Origin of the sequence: Acinetobacter sp. YH12105, assembly GCF_013419095.1 — a bacterium.
Classification (GTDB): Bacteria; Pseudomonadota; Gammaproteobacteria; order Pseudomonadales; family Moraxellaceae; genus Acinetobacter; species Acinetobacter pseudolwoffii.
Genome location: NZ_VPAU01000005.1, coordinates 82,617 through 104,523, shown reverse-complemented (window position 1 = coordinate 104,523; position 21,907 = coordinate 82,617). Strand labels below are relative to the sequence as shown.

The following is a 21,907-nucleotide window of genomic DNA, read 5'->3' as shown; positions in this document are numbered from 1 at the left end:
TATGTCGCCATCATGCGCAAGTCGATTTAAATAAAAAATCCGACCACAGTATTAAGATTTTCTGCTTTCATCGGCCGATATTTCAGACCTCTCCTCAAGCAACCAATCGCTTAGATTTTAAAACGATTAATTAAAATAAAAAATTGACCAGATATTTAATTCAAACTTTTGTTTCTTCTATTAATAAGAGTAAATTTTTTAAAATCTTTCAGCAGCCATTTTTTATTTATCGTTTTTATGTTTAAGGAAAATATAAAGCCAAAATAATCGCCCTACAATATTATCACTAAAACATCTCACCCCAGAGTTTTAATATATTAATCAGTCTCATTTAAAATAAAAAAGCACCCAATTTGGATGCTTTTTTATCAAACTTATTTTAATACTGAGCGATTAAAAGTTAAGCTTGTAACTCACGCGCTTTAGACATGGTTAATGCTAAATCTTCAATCATGTCTTCCTGACCACCGACCGTACCACGACGACCAAGCTCCATCAGGATTTCACGTGCAGAAACGCCATATTTTGCTTCAGCGCGTTTAGCAAACAACAGGAATGAAGAATACACACCCGCATAACCCAAAGTTGCTGCATCACGATCCGCGCGGATCGGGTTGTGCATCATTGGAATGACCAGATCTTCAGCAACGTCTTGTACTTTGAACAAGTCAACGCCAGTGTCCATGCCCATACGGTTTGCAACCGCAATGAACAACTCAAGTGGTGTATTACCCGCACCCGCACCCAAACCTGCAGATGCCAAGTCAACACGTACTGCACCGGCTTGTACCGCAGCAACCGTATTCGATACACCCATACCCAAGTTATGGTGACCGTGGAAACCGAGCTCAATGCTTGGGTCCAAGTGTTGACGTAAATGACCAACACGATCGATGACATCTTGAGGAAGCATATAACCTGCTGAGTCAGTGACATAGATACAGTTTGCACCGTAAGACACCATCTTATTCGCTTCTTCAAGCAGTTTTTCAGGAGATGCCATGTGAGCAAGCATTAGGAAGCCCACTGTGTCCATGTCTAACTTACGCGCAGCAGTGATGTGCTGTTCTGAGCAATCCGCTTCTGTACAGTGCGTTGCAACACGAATAGTAGAAACACCAATTTCATGCGCCATTTTTAAATGGTCAACCGTACCGATCCCAGGTAGAAGTAATGCAGAAATTTTTGCATTCTTCATACGTGGTACAACAGCTGTTAAATATTCTTCGTCAGTCGCAGCAGCAAAACCGTAGTTGACGGATGAACCGCCAAGGCCGTCACCATGCGTGACTTCAATTAAAGGTACGCCTGCATCATCAAGTGCTGTTGAAATCGCAATCATTTGCTCAACAGTGGTTTGATGGCGCTGTGGATGCATACCATCACGTAACGTCATATCATGAACAATAATCTTAGACATGTGGTTGCTCCTTAAGCGTCTTTATTGAATACGTGTTCTGCAAACATCTCTGCAGTACGTGCTGCAGCAGCAGTCATGATGTCAAGATTACCGGCATATTTCGGCAGGAAATCACCAAGCCCTTCAACTTCTAAGTAAATTGACACGCGGTTGCCATCAAAAACTGGACCATTGACAAGCTTGTAACCCGGTACATATTTTTGAACTTCTTTGATCATTGCATGTACAGATTCAGTGATCGCTGCTTGATCCGGTTCACCTTCTACCAGACAGTGAACCGTGTCACGCATCATCAGTGGTGGCTCAGCCGGGTTGATGATGATAATCGCTTTACCCTGTTTCGCGCCGCCCACTTTCTCAATGGCACCGGCAGTGGTACGGGTAAATTCATCAATGTTTTTACGTGTACCTGGACCTACTGATTTAGTCGATACCGTTGCGATGATCTCACCATATTCAACCGGCTGAACGCGAGAAACTGCAGCTACCATTGGAATCGTTGCCTGACCGCCACAGGTGACCATGTTTACGTTTGGCACTTCGCCACCCGCAAGCAATGCTTCCAGGTTGACCGGTGGTACGCAGAATGGACCGATCGCAGCAGGCGTCAAGTCAATCATCAGTACACCAAGTTCATTGAGCTTGCGACTGTTTTCAGCATGTACATAAGCAGACGTTGCATCGAATGCAATTTTAATATCATCTGCAATCACGTGAGGCAGAAGACCATCCACACCTTCAGCGGTGGTTTTTAAACCCATTTTTGCAGCACGTGCCAGACCTTCAGAAGTTGGGTCAATCCCCACCATCCACACTGGCTCTAACCATTCGCTGCGTTGTAACTTGTAAAGCAAATCAGTACCGATATTACCTGGACCGATCATTGCACATTTAATCTTTTTCATGAATGTACTCTCTTGGAATCTCGATTATTCAGCAGCAAATGCAGCTGTAACAGAACCGAAGCCTTCAATTTCAACTTTGAATTCATCGCCTGGTTGAGCCACAACCATAGGCCCTAAGGCACCTGTTAAGATAATGTCGCCTGCAAGTAATGGACGACCACGGCGTACCATTTCATCTGCCAGCCAAACTGCAGCATTGAGTGGATTGGCCAGACATGCTTTACCCACACCTTGAGACACAACTTCGTCACCACGCGTCATGACCATTTTGCAGTTCACCAGATCAAGGTTTTCAAGTTTTACAGGTTGAGAACCTAAAACGAATGCTGCGGAAGATGCATTATCTGCAACTGTATCAATTAAACTGATTTTCCAGTTTTCGATCCGGCTATCGACCACTTCAACTGCAGGCAGGGCATACTCAGTCGCGCTGATGATGTCAGCATAGGTATGTTTTTCTTTGGTCAAATCCTGGTTAATCACCAATGCGATTTCCGCTTCAACCTTAGGTTGAATCAGCAGACCTGCAGGAATTACTTCACCATCGCCATAGGCCATGTCAGCAAACAACATACCGAAGTCAGGCTGATCTACGCCGAGTTGCGCTTGAACCACTTTAGAGGTTAAACCAATTTTACGGCCGACCAGACGGCGACCTTCAGACAAAGCGCGCTCGGTATTCACTTCTTGAACGGCATAGGCAATATCTACGTCAGCACTTTCACCACCCAGTTCTGGGCGAATCGGCGCGATCGCAGTTTGTGATAATTCAGCGCTACGAAGGGCTTGTGCAACTGATTCAACAACAGCAGAATTCGACATCAATGTTTCCTTAAACTGCAAAAATTAGGCTTATGCTGAGATCTAAGATGGACAGAAAATATGGACATGATCAGGCCGATAATCCGTCAGGATTACCTTTCTCAGAGCGAGCATAGGAATAAACAGTTTTAGAATGGGAAAAATACGGCTTTTATGCCAATAGTTATTTTATTTTTTGCTATAGCTATTATCTATAAAGAAAATCCATAAAAACCAAGACAAAACAAAATGTTAGTATTTAAAATACATCATTATTTAGCAGAAAAACTCTGCTAATCCGACCGAATAAAATCAACATAATTGTGACTTTAGACTAAAAGATAAGAGCAAATGCTTAAATCTGTAGCGCTCCCCGGCAGTTTTAAACCGGGGAAATACCATTTTTTACTGTAACCAAGATAATAGATTAAATCACTTGTTTCCATTGGACTTTAGCCAACAATGCCGCATGTAAAGCGGTCACATCATCCACGATACAGACCGGATTGAATTGCGCCAAAAGCTCAGGTTCATGCACGCCATAGCTGACACCGACACTTGGCATGGCCATATTTTGTGCCATTTCCAGATCATAAGAAGTGTCACCGACCATAAGCGCATGTTTGGCCTGCACACCTGTTTCTGCCAGTATTTCTTCTAACATGAGTGGATCCGGTTTGGAACGGGTTTCACTGGCAGCACGCGTGGTCACAAACAGCTGCTCACTGTTGGTCTGCTTCAAGACACGATCCAGACCTTTACGGCTTTTCCCTGTGGCTACTGCCAGCTTCACGCCTTGCTGCTGTAAATCTGCGAGCATGTGCGCTACGCCTTCAAACCAGGAATCTCCTGATGAGTTGGCAACATAATGATCGGAATAAGCCTGCAAAATATCCGTATGTAATTCTGGTACTGTCGGGAATAAACGCTGTGCCACTTCAGGCAAACCTAAGCCGATAATGCTTTTCGCGTCTTCATCGCTTAAAGGCTGCTGAAACTGTTGTGCTGCAAACTGCAAACTCGCCACGATTTGACTGACCGAATCAAATAACGTGCCATCCCAATCAAAAATGACCAGTTTTACAGGTGAGTTCATATAAGGTTCCTAGATTTGATTCAGTGCTAATCCACCCTGACCCTCCTTTTTTAAAGGAGGGAGAGCTTCATCCTAAAATAGTGATTACTCAATTTCACAACAGGCTGTCGCTACTCGATTGCGACATGGATGTCGCTGTAGATCTGTGGCACAAGGAAGTGCCATCAGATCTACAAAAGATTTTTGTTACTTTTCATCTTTGAAAAGTAAGGCTTGGCCCACACAAAGGCTCATCATTTTATAAAGACCCGTTGTGGCATTTCCTTAATTTCACACTACTCGGAAGATTTTTAATCTCCCCTAACCCCTCTTTAAGAAAGAGGGGGAATTCCCTCCTTTTTCAAAGGAGGGTGAGGGTGGATTAAATTTATTAAAAGAAAAAATAAGTCCTTATTGGGCAGCCGGTTTATCCGCTTTCTGCGCTCTTAACTGCGCCACCAGACTCTGCATATCTTCCGGCAAAGGTGCTTCAATCATGGCATAACCCGGAATCTCCAGACGCATGGCATGCAGACACAAGCGGCGCGGTTTCGGCCCGTTATAACCAGTTTCATGACCATATTTTTCATCGCCTACTAGCGGATGCCCAATACTCAAACCATGTACACGAATCTGATGGGTACGACCCGAAAGTGGAGAGGCATAGACCAGTGTGGCATGCATAAAGCGTTCCTGCACATTCCACTGCGTCTTCGACTCTTTACCTTCTTTCGGCGATACACAGACACGACGCTCGCCATTGGCCAGCTCATAGCGATGTAAAGGCGCATCAATCAACTGACGGTCAAGTGCTACGTTACCTTTGACCACAGCAGCATAGGTTTTTTTAATTTTATGTTCACGCAGCATGTCCTGTAAGCTTTTCAGTACGCTACGTTTTTTCGAGATCATCACCAGACCAGACGTGTCACGGTCAATACGATGAATCAGTTCCAGATATTTTTTCCCAGTCGCTGCACGTAAGCCTTCGATCAGACCATATGCGACACCACTACCGCCATGTACCGCGATGCCCGAAGGTTTATTCACCACCATCAGACCTTCATCTTCATAGATCACGCGGGCCAACAAACCATTGGCAACCTTGTCAGAGATGGGCGCAGCAGATTCATCTTTTTGCTCATAACGGATCGGTGCAACACGAATCTGATCAGCAATCGCCAGTTTGGTTTCTGCCTTGATGCGTTTTTTATTGACGCGCACCTGGCCTTCACGAATCAGGCGATAGATACGGCTTTTTGGCACACCTTTCAAACGACTAAACAGGAAATTATCGATGCGTTGTCCATCTTGATGTTCATCCACTTCAAACCAAGTGACGTTTTGCCATTGTTGCGTAGAATTCATACAGTTACTATGACCCAAAAAATACTAAAATTGATTAAAAACTGATCACTTAGGTTATGCTTTACACAAGAAACATAAGCTTAGCCCATAGGCAGATGATGCAAGGTTTGATATAGTCAGCGCACGGAAACCATCGTTTGTGGGTAAAAGTTGAATCATTTCAGATTTTTCTGAACTTGATTGTTCAATTAAAGACTCACATGATACGGGAAGGTCCCCAAAGAATTATGCCGACGCCGAAGGCTTATTATATCGGCAAACAAAGCAAACTGTTGCGTTTAATTGTACCTCAGGTACATAAATCAGTTTGTCTTAAAAAATATGTCGCCAACTTTCGTTGGTTTTTAAACGTAAACTGATACACATCAGATTAGTCGCACCCTGAAGACGACTTCAGGCTACAGCGTCGATGCATTGGATCTGCACAGTTTGTAAAGATACGACGACAATTCCGTATCAAGACACTTTCTATAAAGAAGGGATGATCTTCGAGCAATGTGACAGTGAAAGTTACATACATCCAATGCACCGCTCGTCCGCCAGTGAAGCGTTCAGGTGACTTTAATCCGTTTAAAGATTGAAGCCGTATTGCCATCATCAATACGTGAATCAAAACCGAAGCCTATCTATACAAGTAGAAGCCGGTAAGAAAAGACTCAGACCACAATGAAATTCATTGCAGATTTGAGCCATTGATCCGTGATGTGTGATGTTCGCTACGTGTATAGCGATTTTTTGCTGTGTATCACTATAAGGTGTTACACCCATGAAACGTATGTTGATTAATGCAACACATGCCGAAGAAATTCGCGTTGCACTTGTCACTGGTCAGCGTCTTTACGATTTTGATTTAGAGAATCGTACCCGTGAACAAAAAAAATCCAATATCTATAAAGGTCACGTGACTCGCGTTGAGCCTTCTTTAGAAGCTGTATTCGTCGAATATGGTGCAGGTCGTCAAGGCTTCCTGTCGATGCGTGAAATCGCAAACTCATATTACAAAGCCGATCCACGCCAGACCTCAAATATCCGTGAACTGATCACGGAAGGCACCGAGCTTTTGGTTCAGGTGGAAAAAGAAGAGCGTGGCAATAAAGGTGCTGCCCTGTCTACGTTTATTTCACTTGCTGGCCGTTACCTGGTTTTAATGCCAAACAACCCGAAAGGTGGTGGTATCAGCCGTCAAATTTCTGGTGCTGTGCGTGAAGAACTGAAAGAAATGCTGGCGACGCTTAACGTACCACGTGGCATGAGCGTGATTGTGCGTACTGCCGGCATCGGCCGTTCACAAGAAGAGCTGCAACTTGATCTGCAACATCTGCTTGACCTTTGGGCACAAATCCAGAAAACAGCAAGTTCTGGCCCATCTCCAATGTTGGTGCATCAGGAAGCGGGTGTGGTGACACGTGCCATTCGTGACTACCTGCGTGATGATGTTGCGGAAATTCTGATTGACTCTGAGCAAGCCTATAACGAAGCTTATAACTTCGTAAAAGCAGTGATGCCACGTCAACTCGACAAACTAAAAACCTATACCTTAAATGAGCCTTTATTTGCTCATTTCGCGATTGAAAGCCAGATTCAGACTGCCTATGAACGTGAAGTAAAACTGCCTTCTGGCGGTTCGATCGTCATCGATCAAACTGAAGCTTTGGTGTCGATCGATATCAACTCAGCAAAATCGACCCGCGGTAGTGATGTTGAAGATACTGCGCTGAACACCAATATTGAAGCTGCAGAAGAAATTGCGCGTCAATTGCGTTTACGCGATATCGGCGGCCTGGTGGTGATCGACTTTATCGACATGACCAAAGATCGCAACCAGCGTATGGTGGAAGCGAAACTTCGTGAAGCGACCCAGAGTGACCGTGCCCGTATTCAATTCGGTCAATTGTCACGTTTTGGCCTGATGGAAATGAGCCGTCAGCGTCTACGTCCTTCTCTTGAAGAAGCGACTGGCTATGTCTGCCCACGCTGTCATGGTACCGGCATGGTGCGTGACTTGCGTTCACTTTCACTTTCAATCATGCGTAAAGTGGAAGAGATTGCGCTGCGTGAACGTCAAGGTGAAGTTCAGGTCGAAGTTCCGGTCGAAATTGCTGCATTCATGTTGAATGAAAAGCGTCATACCTTGGTATATCTGGAACAGACCTCGAATGTACGTGTGACAGTATTGCCGCATCCGCATCTAGAAACACCGCATTATGAAATTACCTATAATGCCGAAGGCTTTGCCCCAACCAGCTATGAACGTACCGAAGCGACCCGTTCAAGTGAAAAAGAATTGGGCTATGAGTCTTCTGAATGGCATCTAGAAGAAGAGCAGCATGCGCAACACGCAGCACCAGCGCCTTCACAGCCGCAACAAAACAACGGCCGTAATAACAATAAACGCCGCAATCCACAAAACCAGCCGGCTCAACCGCAAGTGGCACAGCAAACACCTGTACAGGCAGTAGCTCCAGTAGCTTCAAGCAGCCCATGTGCATGGTTAGAAAACCTGTTTGTACAAAAACAGGCAGCGACTGTTGATCCATCACGTACTGCCAATAATGCTGCAGCAGCGATTGAACAAATGATCAATGGCGGTGCGGTAAGTCGTGGCCAGTTCGGTCAGGTGGCTGCACCGGTTGCACAGCCAGCACCACAGCACGTAGCACAACCTGCTGCTGTATCAAGCAACAATAATGCTTACCTGGCACCATCGACTGTTGCACAAAAACAGGAACGTGATGCGGCAGAAAAACCGGCAGAGCGTGAAGAAAGGGCACCACGTCACAACAAGAAACCGCGCAACCCGAACCCGAAGCACAAAGAACCGCGCGAGCAGGTTCAGTCTGAAGCTCCTGCACCTCAGCAACATCAAGTGCATGAAGAAGTGGTTCAGGTGTCTCGTCAAGAACAACGCCATGAAGCACGTGAAAACAAGCGTCATTCTCGCCGTCAGCATCACAACGAGCCAGCGCAGCAAAATGATGTTCAGAACAATGAACAACAGCCACAACAGGCAATGCCGCGCCGTGACCGCCGCAACCAGCAACGTCCGGAACGCCCAAATCGCCACCGCGATCCAAGTGTTCTGAACGAACAAGCGCCTCAGGCAGCTCCTGCAGTTGTTGAAGCGCCGGCCGTCAATGACAAGCAGCTTCGTGTTGAATTGGTCGATGCACCCCGTACGGATGTGATGCCAACAGCAATGGTCGTAAATATTGACCAGGCAAAAAGCGAAATCGTGGCATTGAATGACAATGCTACAGTTGCAACGCCAGCAGTTGAAGTCACTGCACCGGTAGATGCGCCAGTTGAAGCGGCTGCAGCTGAAAATGTGGTTGAAGCCACCTTGACAGCTCCTGTGGAAGAAATTGTAGCGACTGAAGCAACGTCTGAAAAAACACGGGCCAGCAACGATCCGCGTCAGCGTCGTCGCCAGCAGCGTGCAGCACAGTCGCAACAACCTGCAGCTCAGCAGTTAACACCGTCACAAGTGCCAACTTTGGGCCAGTTCACCATTGGTAGCCTGATTCGTCATGTCTATGGTGAAGACTGCTCAGTGCTGATTGAACAGTTTGGTTTATTACCAACCTTCAACCGTGCTTTAGAAAAGTTCACGAAAGAGTACAACGCGAGTCTGGTGGCTGCCGCAGCACCTGCTGCTGCAGAGAAAAAACCGGTCACCCGTGATGTTGAAGTAACGGTAGCCAAGGTTGAAGCAGAGCCTGCTCCAGTCCTGGACCTGAACCCACCAAAACCGGTCTCAGACAAGCGTGTTGCCAACGATCCACGTGAGCGTCGCCGTTTGGCTAAACAGGCTGCGGAGCAGGCTTTGCAACAAGCCAAACAGCAGGCAAAAGTGGAAGCCGCGCCGGCAGTTGAAGCTGCGCCAGAACCTGTAGCAGTAGAAGCACCAGCTGAACCTGTTGAAGCAGCTGTAACTGAAGCACCTATAGCATCGGAAGCAGTGATTGAAACGACAGAAAATACTCAGCCGACGGAACCAGCAACTGAAACCGCAGCACCAGTAGAAGTGACCACTGAAGTTGCACCAGCTGAAGTTCAGGTCGAAGAAGCTGCTCCAGCTGAAGCAAGTGCTGAAACAGAAGCGCCTGTGGCAAAAAGCAAAGATGTGGCAGAAGCGACCGTAGAGGAAGCTGAAGCCAGCGAAGCGGAAAAAGCCGAGAAGCAAGCTGCTCGCCCGCGTCGTCCACGTGGCCGTCCACCGAAAAAAGCCAATACTGCAACTGAGTCATAATTTGCCCAATTGCAGTCACATAAAAAAACCTAGTCATTTCGATGACTAGGTTTTTTTTGCTAGATTTGGTCAAAATAGGTAGATTGCACTAGCTTTTTAACGTTAAAAGATGGATAGCTTGTCTACTGTATATAAATTAAACCTATCGGATACGAAAAACAAATAGGATTCTCATGACCCAAATGAAACCGCACGATCTTATTGGTATTGCAGATGTCGCTGCCAAAATCCCGGCCTTCTTAATCAAAGTGCCTAATTTGCTGACTGGGCTAAGACAGGCTTATTTACGTACTCCGAATACACCGGCCGGTCTGGGTCTGGCTTTTGAAAAAGCTTCACAGCGCAATCCTGAAGGTATCGCTTTGCGTTTTGAAGATCAAAGCTATAGTTATACCGCTCTTAATGCCTGGGCCAACCAGATTGCACATTTTTATCTTTCCTTGGGTGCCAAAAAAGGTGATGTCGTGGCGCTGATGGTCGAGAACCGCCCTGAACTGATTGCCAGCGTACTCGGTCTGGCCAAACTTGGTGTCACCACGGCACTGGTCAATACCTCGCAAGTGGGTAAGGTGCTGACCCACAGTATCAACCTGGTCAAACCAATTGCGGTGATTGTCGGTGAAGAGTGCCGGAACGCGGTCAACGAGATTCGCGATGACCTCAATATTAGCAGTGATCGCCTGCATTGGTTTGCCGACCAAAATACTCAAGCCGATCCGGGTCAGGCGCCTGCAGGCTTTATCAATCTGGCTGAAAAAATCGATCTCTCCCCGAAATTCAATCCACCGACCACCCATTCGGTGCAAGGCAAAGATGGGCTGTTCTACATTTATACGTCGGGCACCACCGGCCTGCCTAAGGCAGTCATCTTTACCAACGGGCGCTGGACGCTGGCTTATGGCACCTATGGCCATGTGCTAAACCTGAAGAAAGATGATGTGATGTACTGCACCCTGCCGCTTTATCATGCCACAGGCATGGTGGTGTGCTGGTGTGGCGTGATTGCAGGTGCAGGAACGCTTGCGATTCGACGTAAATTCTCGACCTCCTCCTTCTGGAAAGATGTAAAGAAATTTGATGCCTCTGCGATTGGCTATGTCGGTGAGTTGTGCCGCTATCTGATGGATGCCCCTCCCTCTGAACTGGAAAAAGACCATCGGGTCACCCGAATGATTGGAAATGGCATGCGCCCGAATATCTGGGACAAGTTCAAATCCCGTTTTGGGATTCAGGAAGTGCTGGAATTGTATGCGTCCAGTGAAGGCAATGTCGGTTTTAGCAATATTTTCAATTTTGACAATACCGTCGGTTTCTCCCCGACACCCTATGCCATTATTGCCTTTGATAAAGATAAAAATGAACCGGTTCGGGATAACAAGGGTCACTGCAAACGGGTGAAAAAAGGTGAAACAGGTTTACTGATTGGTAAAATTACCCGCCGCTCACCCTTTGATGGTTATACCGACCCGGAAAAAAACAAGTCCGTGATCATGCAGGATGTATTTGGCAAAGGTGATGCTTATTTCAATACGGGCGATCTGGTACGTAATATCGGCTTTCGTCATGCCCAGTTTGTCGACCGCTTAGGTGATACTTTCCGCTGGAAAGGTGAAAATGTCTCGACCACCGAAGTCGAAAATATGCTCACCGAGTATGACAAAATTGTTGAAGCCGTGGTCTATGGCGTAGAAATTCCCAATACCAATGGTCGTGCCGGTATGGCCGCGATTACCCTGCAACCCGATGTAAAATTGGATGATGCAGATTTAGCAGCCATGGCCGCTTGCTTTAAAAAATGCTTGCCTGCTTATGCCGTTCCGGTGTTTTTACGTATCCAGCAGCAAGTCGAAACGACAGGCACCTTTAAATACCAGAAAAACAGGTTGAAAGAGCAAGCATTCGATCCGAATAAAACCGATGAACGCCTGTTGGTTCTATTACCAGGTGCAACGGCCTATTCTGAGCTCACAGCAGAGATTTTTGCCAACATTCAGGCCTACCAATATCGCTTCTAAGTACTGAAGTTGCCTATTTTTTGTTTAGATAAAGCACAATTGTTCTATTTATAATCAAACATGGGCAACTTTGTTATTTTTTGCTTGCGCTGAAATGAGATCTTGCTACAATACGCTCCATCAAACAAAGTGGTGCTTTAAGCTATTTAGCTTGACTTGCACTATACATTCAAACCTAGTTTGAATGCCGGTTCAGGGCCGTTAGCTCAGTTGGTAGAGCAGTGGACTTTTAATCCATTGGTCCCGCGTTCGAGTCGCGGACGGCCCACCATTTCTTTGATATCCCTTGATGGGCCGTTAGCTCAGTTGGTAGAGCAGTGGACTTTTAATCCATTGGTCCCGCGTTCGAGTCGCGGACGGCCCACCATCATTCTAAAACATCAGTTTTAGAAATCTCAATCAAAGTCATTTTGATTACCCAGAATGGGCCGTTAGCTCAGTTGGTAGAGCAGTGGACTTTTAATCCATTGGTCCCGCGTTCGAGTCGCGGACGGCCCACCATTCTTTACTTAGAATGTCTTCTGAAACATCCCCTACACTATTTTCATTTGCTTTCTATCAGCTGCTATTATATGTTCACGCTTGGATTTTAGGCTGATTTGTCTTCAAAACTTGTTTTGATTTTTAAATAGTTTTCTTTAATCCAATTCTAAAAAAAGAGCAGCGCCGTTTCTTATCGCATTATTTTCTAATATCAAATGTGGTGTCTTTTACCAGCTCATAAGCTTTAGAGGGTGCAGGATAGCCGCGATCAAATAATTCACGATTGATTCTTTCCTTTTCACTATAGATTTTGTCCAGATTCATCACCAGATGGTTCGAATCCTTAATCGTATAATAAAAGCTCGCCCCTTCTTTACGACTCACCACCACCTCGGTACGCTCCGGATTGATAAACCAACGGTCTTTGCGATAGGTGATATTGCTGGCAGTGCTACTTTTGGCATTATCAATAAACACTTTGCCATACTGCAAAATGCTGCGATGCACCGTACCATCCGGCATTAAGGTCAAAATAAATTCTGCCTTACCCTCATTGCAGGGCGCAAAGTTACCATCACAGTCGATCTCGGTATAATAGCGGCCGATAAAATCTTTGGCATAATCTGGTACGACGGCCAGATTTGACTCGGTTTCTGCCCGAAGGGTAGCTTGCCCTGCTACCTGAGTTAAAGATTTTGCACTCACCGGAACGACATCTGGCTGTGCATTCGCAGCGGAAATTTTCACCCCCTCCTGCCCTGATTCTGCCTGAAGCTCCTGCTCAGGCTTGACTTGATGGCGATCACAAGCCTGTAGCATGCCCATTCCCCCCAACATTAGGCCGAATTTAAAAAAACTGCTTAATGTACAACTTGATACATCCAATTTCATTTTAAAGCATACCTAAATTAGGAAACACAGCACGTACAGAGCACATTGCAAGCCAATGAACTTTACACAAGAGTTCAATAGAATTTTCACTATGTTAGTGGCTCTTAGAGCTGGATTTAATCTTTATTAACATTACTTAACGAATTTATTTGCAATCAGCACTTTAAAAATTTTGATCCAACTCCATTTTTGAAGTATGGATCTGTTTTAGGATTCAACCCTATTTTTAATCAGGAGATTTTAATGGCCAATGTTGGTTTATATCGCTCTAACCGCTCAAACATGATTGCAGGTGTGATGGGTGGTATTGCTGAACGTTTTGGTTGGAACGCAAATTTATTACGCCTTATCTTTGTGGTGATTTCGGTCATGAGTGCTGCATTTCCGGGTATTCTGGTCTATCTGGTTCTGTGGTTAATCATGCCAAAAAAGCAGTACAGCATTGAACAGGACAAGGTTCAGCAAGTTCAGGACTATCAAAATCCTGTGCGCACCGTCAATCAGGATAAACGCTATTAATCTGCATTCTAATTTATAGCAAGATGTATTGAAGTGCTTCCTCCTTCACCCAGTCTAATGGGGTGAGATTTTGATGCCACGATAATTCCCCTAGATTATCGTGGCTTTTTTTTGCCTATATTTTTGTTATTTCTATGCTGTATGACAGCTTTTTACTTTATCTTTTAGCTCAATTAGCGATAAATTCAATATTCCAATGTTTGAAATGGATGTCAGATGACTCAGGCAGAATGGATGATGCTGTGGCTCTGTGCCGTAGCAGCCCTGCTGCATGGTTTAAGCGGCTTTGGCTTTCCCATGATGAGTACGGCTGTTCTGTCCAGCGCATATCCGCTTAGCATCGCGGTTACCCTTGTCATTCTGCCCTGTTTGCTGCTGAATCTGATCATGCTGAATGCCGATCCTGCACATAGTCTGTTGAATAGTATTGGCTATTATATAAAACGCTATTGGCCATTAATGCTTAGTAGCCTGATCGGCAGTGTACTCGGGGTCAAGCTGTTACTTTGGCTAAATGAGGCTTATTTAAAACTGTTATTGGGTCTGGTAATTGTATTTTATGTCTTGGACCAGTTACGGGCACGACCCTTACAAGTTAGTCCGCATATTTCCAGCATGCTCTGTTTTGGTTTACTGGCCGGCATTATTGGAGGTGCGACCAATGCTATGGCACCTTTTCTGATGATGTATCTGATGAGTTGCCAGCTCTCAAAGATAGATATTGTTATTATCAGTAATCTCAATTTTATTGCCGGTAAACTGATCCAGCTGATTTTACTATTTCCAATTCTGATCACACTGGAAACCCATCAACAGCATATTCTGATCGGGATCAGCTTATTCGCCCTTGCTGGTGTCTGGATCGGAGGCAAAATACGCCATCGTTTATCTCAGCAGCACTTCAAATGGATTGTCCTGGCTTTACTTTTTGGCTTGGGCCTGTATGCCCTCTGGCAAAGTGCTGGATTATTGCAACAATCTGGTTATAGTATCTTTAAATAGGGTATTTTTTAAACAAAGCAAAATTACAAATTCAAAGCTGATATAAAAAAATGACGTAAATAAAAACCTTGCAAGGAGAGCATATGACTCAGACCAATCTAGCCACCCCAACCAATGCGATGCCTAAAGGGCTGCTCAAAGGCTGGATCCTTATTGTTGTTGCAGCTATTGTGGCCTATAGCCTCTATCTTTATCTGCCCTATGACCAGAATGCCAATAAGGGTCTGGCTCTGCTGGCTTTTATCGGTATTCTCTGGCTGACTGAAGCGATTCATATCACCATTACCGCACTTTTAGTTCCAGTGATGGCGGTGTTACTCGCCATGCCAATGGCCTCTGACGGGGGACTGGTTCCCATCACCACACAAGCCGCTTTGGCCACTTTTGCCGATCCTGTCATTTTCCTGTTTTTTGGTGGTTTTGCGCTGGCAACGGCATTGCATATCCAGAAGCTGGACCGGAAAATTGCCATGTGGATTATCTCCATGTCTGGTGGGCATTTGGGTATTTCTGTACTGGCGATTTTTGTGGTGACGGCGCTGCTGTCCATGTGGATTTCCAATACGGCCACTGCTGCCATGATGCTGCCTTTGGCCTTAGGCTTGCTTTCACATCTGGATGTCAGCAAGGATCGTAAAACTTTTGTCTTTATCCTGCTCGGCATTGCCTATTCGGCCAGTATTGGCGGGCTGGGCACCATGGTCGGTTCCCCTCCGAATGCCATTGCCGCCAAGGCACTCGGCTATGATTTTGCCGACTGGATGAAAATCGGCTTGCCGATGATGTTCATTATTCTCCCCGCCATGCTAGTCAGTTTATATCTGGTACTACGTCCAAAACTAAATCACAAAGTACAATTTGTGACCGAAGATATTCCCTGGACCGGCACCCGTATAGCCACCATGATCCTCTTTCTCTGTACTGCAATTGCCTGGATTTTCAGTAAAAAATTCACCGAAATTTTTGGTATTTCTCAGCCGGATACCTGGATTGCAATTTCGGCTGCCTGTATGGTGGTAATTCTAGGTACCGCAAGCTGGAAACAGATTGCAGAAAATACCGACTGGGGGGTCTTGTACCTATTTGGTGGTGGTCTGACCTTGAGTGCCATTCTGAAGGATTCAGGCAGTTCGCTGGTACTGGGGCAAACTCTGGCCAATGCCTTTGGTGATGCCTCCCCGCTGATGATTATTTTTGTAGTCGCCACTTTTATTATCTTCCTGACTGAATTTACCAGTAATACCGCTTCGGCTGCCCTGCTGGTACCAGTATTTGCCGCAATTGCGGATCAGATGGGCATGCCCAAAGAAATTCTGGTGATTGTCATTGGTATTGGTGCCTCATGTGCCTTTATGCTGCCGGTAGCTACCCCGCCCAATGCGATTGTTTTTGGAACCGGTCATATCCAGCAAAGCGAAATGATGAAAGTCGGTTTTGTACTGAATATTATGTGTATCTTTATTATTTCACTGTTTATTTACTGGTTCTTCCTCTAAACCAAGTCCAATAAAAAAGCACGTTTTGGCGTGCTTTTTTATTGGCAAGTATCGCTGCTTTTTAAGCAAAATCCTTGCTCAAAGCAGATGCATTAAACTCAGATAATTTCTCTAAAATCATCTTATTCAGTTCTGCTTTTGATCTTAAGTTGATTGAGTTCCTGATTCAGTGCAGCAATGATATCGGCACGACTGATAATTCCCACCAGCCGTTGTTGACTGACCACCGGAATATAATTAAAAGAACGTTCAACAAAATAAGGCACCAGATCCTGAATCGGCTGGGTCGGCTGCACCGTGACGACTTTTAAGCTCATAATATGCCTGACCTGATCTTCCCAACTGCTGCGAATATCTGAAGCACGCTTAAACCATTCCACCACGTCATACATGGCCAAAGTACCGACCAGTTTTTCTTCTGCATTGACCACGGGCAGGCTCATCAGGTTCATCTGTTTAAACTTGTCCAGCGCATGATGAATATTGTCATTTTCATGCAGCGTGACCACATCTTTGGTCATAATATCCTGACAAGTAAATTCATGCACCGCGCGCGCATTGGCAATATCCTGTGCTTCCAGAATAATCTTTTGCAGGTCATATTCACTGATATCCAGCAATTCTGTTTGCTGGTCTAGCACGTCCTGAATATCCTGCGGCTGAATGGTAACTTTCTGGGTCGGGGTTGGATCTTTAGAACGGGTATTCAGTTGCGCCTGCTGCGGATAGCTCTTGCCAATCATGCGGTTAAATACAATGGCGATGATCATCAGCAGCAGTGAATTTAAGAGCACCGGATAAAACACAAAGGCATAGCCCAGATCATGTACCGCATTTCCGCCCAAGACCGCAGTAATCGCGACCGCACCACTCGGGGGATGCAAGGAATCTGTGGTCATCATCAGCATAATCGACAGAGCGACGGCGACACTAAAAGCTTCAGTCGGATTGGCCATGAATAATGCACAGGTTACGCCGACCACAGCCGCAATGGTATTCCCCACCATAATATTCCAGGGCTGTGCCAGAGGACTGGCCGGCACTGCAAACAGCAACACCGAAGACGCCCCCATCGGTGCAATATACCAGGCCTTAAAATCACCCAGAATCCACAAACTCAGCAATGAAGATACGGCCAAGCCGATCAGGGCACCGATGCCGCATAACAGACGGTCTTTGAGCGGAAGGACTTTGAAGTTTGGTTTTAAGGTATTGAGCCAGTCTAGATTTGAGTGAAACACAGTCTACCTGATTTACTTTTTATCGATTTTCCGCATTATAGAACCAAGCAGCCTTAAAGGTATATTTGTTTTATATCTTTTAATGTTGCAGGTATGCCTACTTTTTAGAAAAAAAATGTCGGCATGATTGCTTATTATCAAAATGGTTTTGAATAGCTAAGGCTTTATGCTTCTGCATATTCCAACAACATCATGACTTACAATGAAGCTGATAAAACTGTTTAAAATCATGTTATTTTGCAGTAATTTCAGTAGGCTTTGATAGCGGATTTTCATCTGATTCAGAGCGAATAATCGGCTCGATTTTAATCAGCTCGACCTCACCATAGAAGGTCGAAAATGCCACATCTCCGGCATCGACGCCAGTGCCAATCCGAATTAAATTTTCTACAGGCGCCAAACGGGTCGGATCAAACAGTACCCACCCACCCTCTAAATAAGCTTCAAAAATGGCGTGAAAATCGGGTAAAAACTTTTCGATTTCGACATAACCGACCACCATGCGTGCTGGAATGCCTAAAGCACGACACAGCGCAATACCTAAATGAGCAAAGTCACGACAGACGCCCGCCCGATGGATGAGCACATCTGTTGCAGTACTAAACTGATCCGTGCTGCCAGAAACATAAAATATATTGTTATAAATCCATTGTTCAATCGCTTTGACCCGCGCATAACCCGGCGTCATCCAGCCAAAGGACCGATTGGCCATTTCTGCAAATAAATCCGAATTACAGTAACGGCTGGCCAGCAAATAAGGCAGCACCGCATCAGGCAAATCCGGAATCAGCACTTCATTCAGATTATGCTGCGCATCTGCATTGATCACCGGATGACGTTCAACTGTCGCGTTATAATGCACTTCAAAGACATCACAAGGTTGGACATGCAGACGTATATAACGATTTTGATGATTTAAATCCTGGAATTCACGCCATACGACAGGCATATTAAATGTCAGTTGTTGTTCAAGAATAGTTTGATCGGAATGATGTGCCGCCTGAATCAGAAAAACAAATTCTGTGGTCTGGACAACCTTATATTTTAAATGACATTGAATTTGATAAGTGGTCATGAATTTCCTTATTTTTAAGCATTATTATATTGTGTGAATATTAAACTAATTTTAGGATGCTAATCGTATAAGATCAGTTGAGCTTTATAACGCTCCGGTTAATCGGATGCCATATATCTGATTTATTCTTGATTTTTAAGTTAGCCTCAATTGGCCAGTAAAGCTGAAATCACGACAGATGCATAGATGACTCTTCTTGTTTAAAGGTATTCTGGATTTTTTCAAAAAAGGTTCCACACATTAACCCTTTGCCACTCCCCTGCAAAGTCCTTATAATTGAGCACAATTTTTCTCTAATTTTAAGTGGATGACCATGAGTCGCGCCATATCGCATATTGATACCTTCCAAGGCTTAATTCTTGCCTTACAAACTTACTGGGCGGAGCAAGGCTGTGTAATTTTGCAGCCTTACGACATGGAAATGGGCGCAGGAACATTCCATACAGCGACTTTCCTTCGTGCTTTAGGGCCTGAAACCTGGAACGCAGCCTACGTTCAGCCGTCACGTCGTCCGAAAGATGGCCGTTATGGCGAAAACCCCAACCGTCTGCAACATTATTACCAATTCCAGGTGGTACTGAAGCCAAACCCGGACAACATCCAACAGCTCTACCTTGACTCGCTTAAAGCGATTGGAATCGATCCACTGGTACACGACATTCGTTTTGTCGAAGACAACTGGGAATCGCCAACCCTCGGCGCTTGGGGTCTAGGCTGGGAAGTTTGGCTCAACGGCATGGAAGTGACGCAGTTCACGTATTTCCAGCAAGTGGGTGGTGTTGAATGCTACCCGGTAACAGGCGAAATTACCTACGGTCTTGAGCGTCTTGCCATGTACTTGCAAGGTGTAGACTCGGTTTACGATTTAGTTTGGACCAAAGGTCAGTTCGGTACTGTGACCTATGGCGATGTGTTCCATCAAAATGAAGTTGAGCAGTCAACTTATAACTTTGAATATGCAAACGTTGAAAAAATGTTTGAGTTGTTCGATTTCTACGAAGCTGAAGCAACACGTTTAATCGAAGCTGAACTGCCATTGCCTGCTTATGAGCAAGTGATTAAAGCATCACACTGCTTTAACTTATTAGATGCGCGTGGCGCGATTTCGGTGACTGAACGTCAGCGTTATATTTTACGTGTGCGTACTTTGGCACGTGCCATTGCAAATAGCTATGTAGCAGCGCGTGCGAAATTGGGCTTCCCGATGGCTGAACCTGAGCTTCGTGATGAAGTTTTAGCGCAGTTAAAAGCACAAGTTGAAGCGGAAGCAAAAGTTGAATCTAAGGAGAGCAAATAATGTCTAAACATACCGTTTTGTTCGAATTAGGCTGTGAAGAACTTCCACCGAAAAGCCTTAAAAAATTACGTGATGCATTGCAAGCAGAAACCGTAAAAGGCTTAAAAGATGCTGGTCTTGCTTTTGATTCTATCGAAGCCTATGCAGCACCACGTCGTTTAGCATTAAAAATTACCAATGTTGATGGCGCGCAAGCTGACACGCAAAAACGTTTCGACGGCCCTGCAAAGCAAGCAGCCTTTGATGCGGAAGGCAACCCAACCAAAGCGCTTGAAGGCTTTATGCGTGGTCAAGGCATCACGGTTGATCAAGTATCGACTTTCCAAGCGGGTAAAGTTGAAAAAGTATGCTTCTTGAAAGACGTGAAAGGTCAAAGCCTTGACGTTTTACTACCACAAATTTTACAAAATGCTTTGGACAATCTTCCAATTGCAAAACGTATGCGTTCTGCGGCAAGCCGTACTGAATTCGTACGTCCCGTAAAATGGGTGGTGTTGTTAAAAGATAACGATGTGATTGATGCAACCATTCAAGATCATAAAGCGGGTAACGTGACGTATGGTCACCGTTTCCACGCGCCTGAAGCGATCACTTTAGCGCATGCTGACGAATACCTTGCGAAGTTAAAAGCAGCGCATGTTGTGGCTTCTTTTGAAGAGCGTCAAGCGATCATCGACCAACAAGTGAAAGCATTGGCGGATGAAGTGAATGCCATCGCAATTGTACCAAGTGATCTTCGTGACGAAGTGACTGCATTGGTTGAATGGCCTGTTGCGCTACGTGCAAGCTTTGAAGAACGCTTCCTTGCTGTTCCTCAAGAAGCATTAATTACGACGATGCAGGACAACCAAAAATACTTCTGTTTGGTGAATAGCGACAATAAACTTCAACCGTACTTCATTACTGTGTCAAACATTGAGTCGAAAGACCCGACACAAATTATTGAAGGTAACGAAAAAGTGGTTCGCCCACGTTTGTCTGATGCTGAATTCTTCTTCTTGCAAGATCAAAAGCAACCGCTTGCGTCTCGTAAAGAAAAACTTGCGAACATGGTGTTCCAAGCAGAGCTTGGTACGCTTTGGAACAAGTCTGAACGTATTGCAAAATTGGCTGTTGCGCTTGCGCCTATTACAGGTGCAAAAGCGGAAGATGCTGAAAAAGCGGCACTTCTTGCAAAATGCGATTTAACCTCTGAGCTTGTGGGTGAATTCCCTGAACTTCAAGGGATCGCGGGTACTTACTATGCGCGTCTTGAAGGTGAAAATGCTGAAGTGGCTGAGTCTTTAGGTGAGCAGTATTTACCTAAATTCGCGGGTGACGTTTTACCGAAAACCAAAACAGGTACAACCATTGCCCTTGCCGACCGTTTAGACACATTGACGGGTATTTTCGGTATTGGTCAAGCGCCTACAGGTTCTAAAGACCCGTTTGCACTGCGTCGTTCTGCGATTGGTATTTTGCGTCTTGTCACTGAAAACGAGCTTGATGTTTCAATTGAAGATTTAATCAAACTTGCACTTGCTGCATACGGCGATGTATTGAAAGATCACGACAAGACTTTAGCTGATGCTGTTGCATTCCTTGAAGGTCGTTACCGTGCCAAATACGAAGATCAAGGCGTTGCAGTTGATGTGATTCAAGCAGTTCAAGCGTTATCGCCTAAATCACCGCTTGATTTTGACAAGCGTGTCAATGCGGTCAATCACTTCCGTGCCTTGCCTGAAGCTGCTGCCCTTGCTGCTGCCAACAAGCGTGTTGCCAATATTCTTGCAAAAGAAGCTGCACCTGAAGGTGAAATTGTTGAAGCAAGCCTGGTTGAAGATGCTGAGAAAGCATTGTTCGCTGAACTTGCGAAAATCACACCTGTGGTTGAGCCGTTATTTGCTGCCAAAGACTACACTGCTGCACTTTCAGCTTTAGCTGCACTTCGTGCGCCAGTCGATGCGTTCTTTGACGGTGTAATGGTGATGGCTGATGATGCAGACCTTAAAGCAAACCGTTTACGTATGCTTGCTCAGCTGCGTGATTTGTTTACGAAAGTCGCTGATATTTCAGTGTTACAGCACTAAG

15 protein-coding genes and 3 tRNA genes are annotated in these 21,907 nt (G+C 45.2%); 10 read left to right on the top strand and 8 right to left on the bottom strand.

Annotated features, from left to right (window positions below; genetic code table 11):
* Positions 1-400: 400 nt before the first annotated feature.
* The 5 genes from dmpG to FTU44_RS05940 form a co-directional block, all read right to left on the bottom strand.
* Positions 401-1,420, bottom strand: coding sequence for a 4-hydroxy-2-oxovalerate aldolase (gene dmpG, locus FTU44_RS05960; protein WP_180049822.1), 1,020 nt, complete (start codon positions 1,418-1,420; stop codon positions 401-403).
* Positions 1,421-1,431: 11 nt separating this feature from the next.
* Positions 1,432-2,325 (bottom strand): acetaldehyde dehydrogenase (acetylating), encoded by an 894-nt coding sequence (locus tag FTU44_RS05955; protein WP_004278526.1) that lies wholly within the window; start codon positions 2,323-2,325, stop codon positions 1,432-1,434.
* 24 nt (positions 2,326-2,349) lie between these two features.
* A complete protein-coding gene (locus FTU44_RS05950) occupies positions 2,350-3,147 on the bottom strand; it encodes a 2-keto-4-pentenoate hydratase (RefSeq protein ID WP_005095421.1) in 798 nt (265 codons plus the stop codon).
* 406 nt (positions 3,148-3,553) lie between these two features.
* Entirely contained in the window at positions 3,554-4,222 is a 669-nt protein-coding gene (locus tag FTU44_RS05945) for an HAD-IA family hydrolase (protein WP_180049821.1), read from the bottom strand.
* 390 nt (positions 4,223-4,612) lie between these two features.
* Positions 4,613-5,569: an RluA family pseudouridine synthase gene (locus FTU44_RS05940; protein ID WP_180049819.1), complete on the bottom strand. Its 957-nt coding sequence runs from the start codon at positions 5,567-5,569 to the stop codon at positions 4,613-4,615.
* 766 nt (positions 5,570-6,335) lie between these two features.
* Here FTU44_RS05940 and FTU44_RS05935 point away from each other — a divergent pair.
* The 5 genes from FTU44_RS05935 to FTU44_RS05915 all read left to right on the top strand — a co-directional run bounded on the left by FTU44_RS05935 (position 6,336) and on the right by FTU44_RS05915 (position 12,334).
* On the top strand, positions 6,336-9,818 hold the full coding sequence (locus FTU44_RS05935) for an Rne/Rng family ribonuclease (protein WP_180049818.1): 3,483 nt from the start codon (positions 6,336-6,338) through the stop codon (positions 9,816-9,818).
* 173 nt (positions 9,819-9,991) lie between these two features.
* Positions 9,992-11,833 carry a long-chain-acyl-CoA synthetase gene (locus FTU44_RS05930; protein ID WP_180049816.1) on the top strand — a complete coding sequence of 614 codons (1,842 nt, stop codon included), beginning with the start codon at positions 9,992-9,994 and terminating at the stop codon, positions 11,831-11,833.
* 195 nt (positions 11,834-12,028) lie between these two features.
* Positions 12,029-12,104 (top strand) — tRNA-Lys (locus FTU44_RS05925).
* 20 nt (positions 12,105-12,124) lie between these two features.
* Positions 12,125-12,200: transfer RNA gene (locus tag FTU44_RS05920), tRNA-Lys, on the top strand.
* A gap of 58 nt (positions 12,201-12,258) precedes the next feature.
* A tRNA-Lys gene (locus FTU44_RS05915) sits at positions 12,259-12,334 on the top strand.
* 180 nt (positions 12,335-12,514) lie between these two features.
* Here FTU44_RS05915 and FTU44_RS05910 read toward each other — a convergent pair.
* Entirely contained in the window at positions 12,515-13,207 is a 693-nt protein-coding gene (locus tag FTU44_RS05910; protein ID WP_180049814.1) for a hypothetical protein, read from the bottom strand.
* 243 nt (positions 13,208-13,450) lie between these two features.
* On the opposite strand from FTU44_RS05910, the gene FTU44_RS05905 reads away from it, so the two are divergent.
* The 3 genes from FTU44_RS05905 (at position 13,451) to FTU44_RS05895 (ending at position 16,224) form a co-directional block, all read left to right on the top strand.
* A complete protein-coding gene (locus tag FTU44_RS05905) occupies positions 13,451-13,726 on the top strand; it encodes a PspC domain-containing protein (RefSeq protein WP_005172901.1) in 276 nt (91 codons plus the stop codon).
* A 216-nt stretch (positions 13,727-13,942) separates the two neighbouring features.
* A complete protein-coding gene (locus FTU44_RS05900; protein ID WP_100329294.1) occupies positions 13,943-14,728 on the top strand; it encodes a sulfite exporter TauE/SafE family protein in 786 nt (261 codons plus the stop codon).
* 83 nt (positions 14,729-14,811) lie between these two features.
* Complete coding sequence (locus tag FTU44_RS05895; RefSeq protein ID WP_005172903.1) at positions 14,812-16,224, top strand: DASS family sodium-coupled anion symporter; 1,413 nt, start codon at positions 14,812-14,814, stop codon at positions 16,222-16,224.
* A gap of 122 nt (positions 16,225-16,346) precedes the next feature.
* On the opposite strand, the gene FTU44_RS05890 is transcribed toward FTU44_RS05895, so the two are convergent.
* Both FTU44_RS05890 and FTU44_RS05885 read right to left on the bottom strand, forming a co-directional pair.
* Positions 16,347-17,465 (bottom strand): HPP family protein, encoded by a 1,119-nt coding sequence (locus FTU44_RS05890; RefSeq protein WP_180049812.1) that lies wholly within the window; start codon positions 17,463-17,465, stop codon positions 16,347-16,349.
* 232 nt (positions 17,466-17,697) lie between these two features.
* On the bottom strand, positions 17,698-18,540 hold the full coding sequence (locus FTU44_RS05885) for a transglutaminase family protein (RefSeq protein ID WP_179999123.1): 843 nt from the start codon (positions 18,538-18,540) through the stop codon (positions 17,698-17,700).
* A 313-nt stretch (positions 18,541-18,853) separates the two neighbouring features.
* On the opposite strand from FTU44_RS05885, the gene glyQ reads away from it, so the two are divergent.
* A complete protein-coding gene (gene glyQ, locus FTU44_RS05880) occupies positions 18,854-19,837 on the top strand; it encodes a glycine--tRNA ligase subunit alpha (protein WP_005095400.1) in 984 nt (327 codons plus the stop codon).
* A complete protein-coding gene (gene glyS / locus FTU44_RS05875) occupies positions 19,837-21,906 on the top strand; it encodes a glycine--tRNA ligase subunit beta (RefSeq protein ID WP_180049810.1) in 2,070 nt (689 codons plus the stop codon). The genes glyQ and glyS overlap by 1 nt, the downstream gene beginning before the upstream one ends.
* Position 21,907 lies beyond the last annotated feature (1 nt).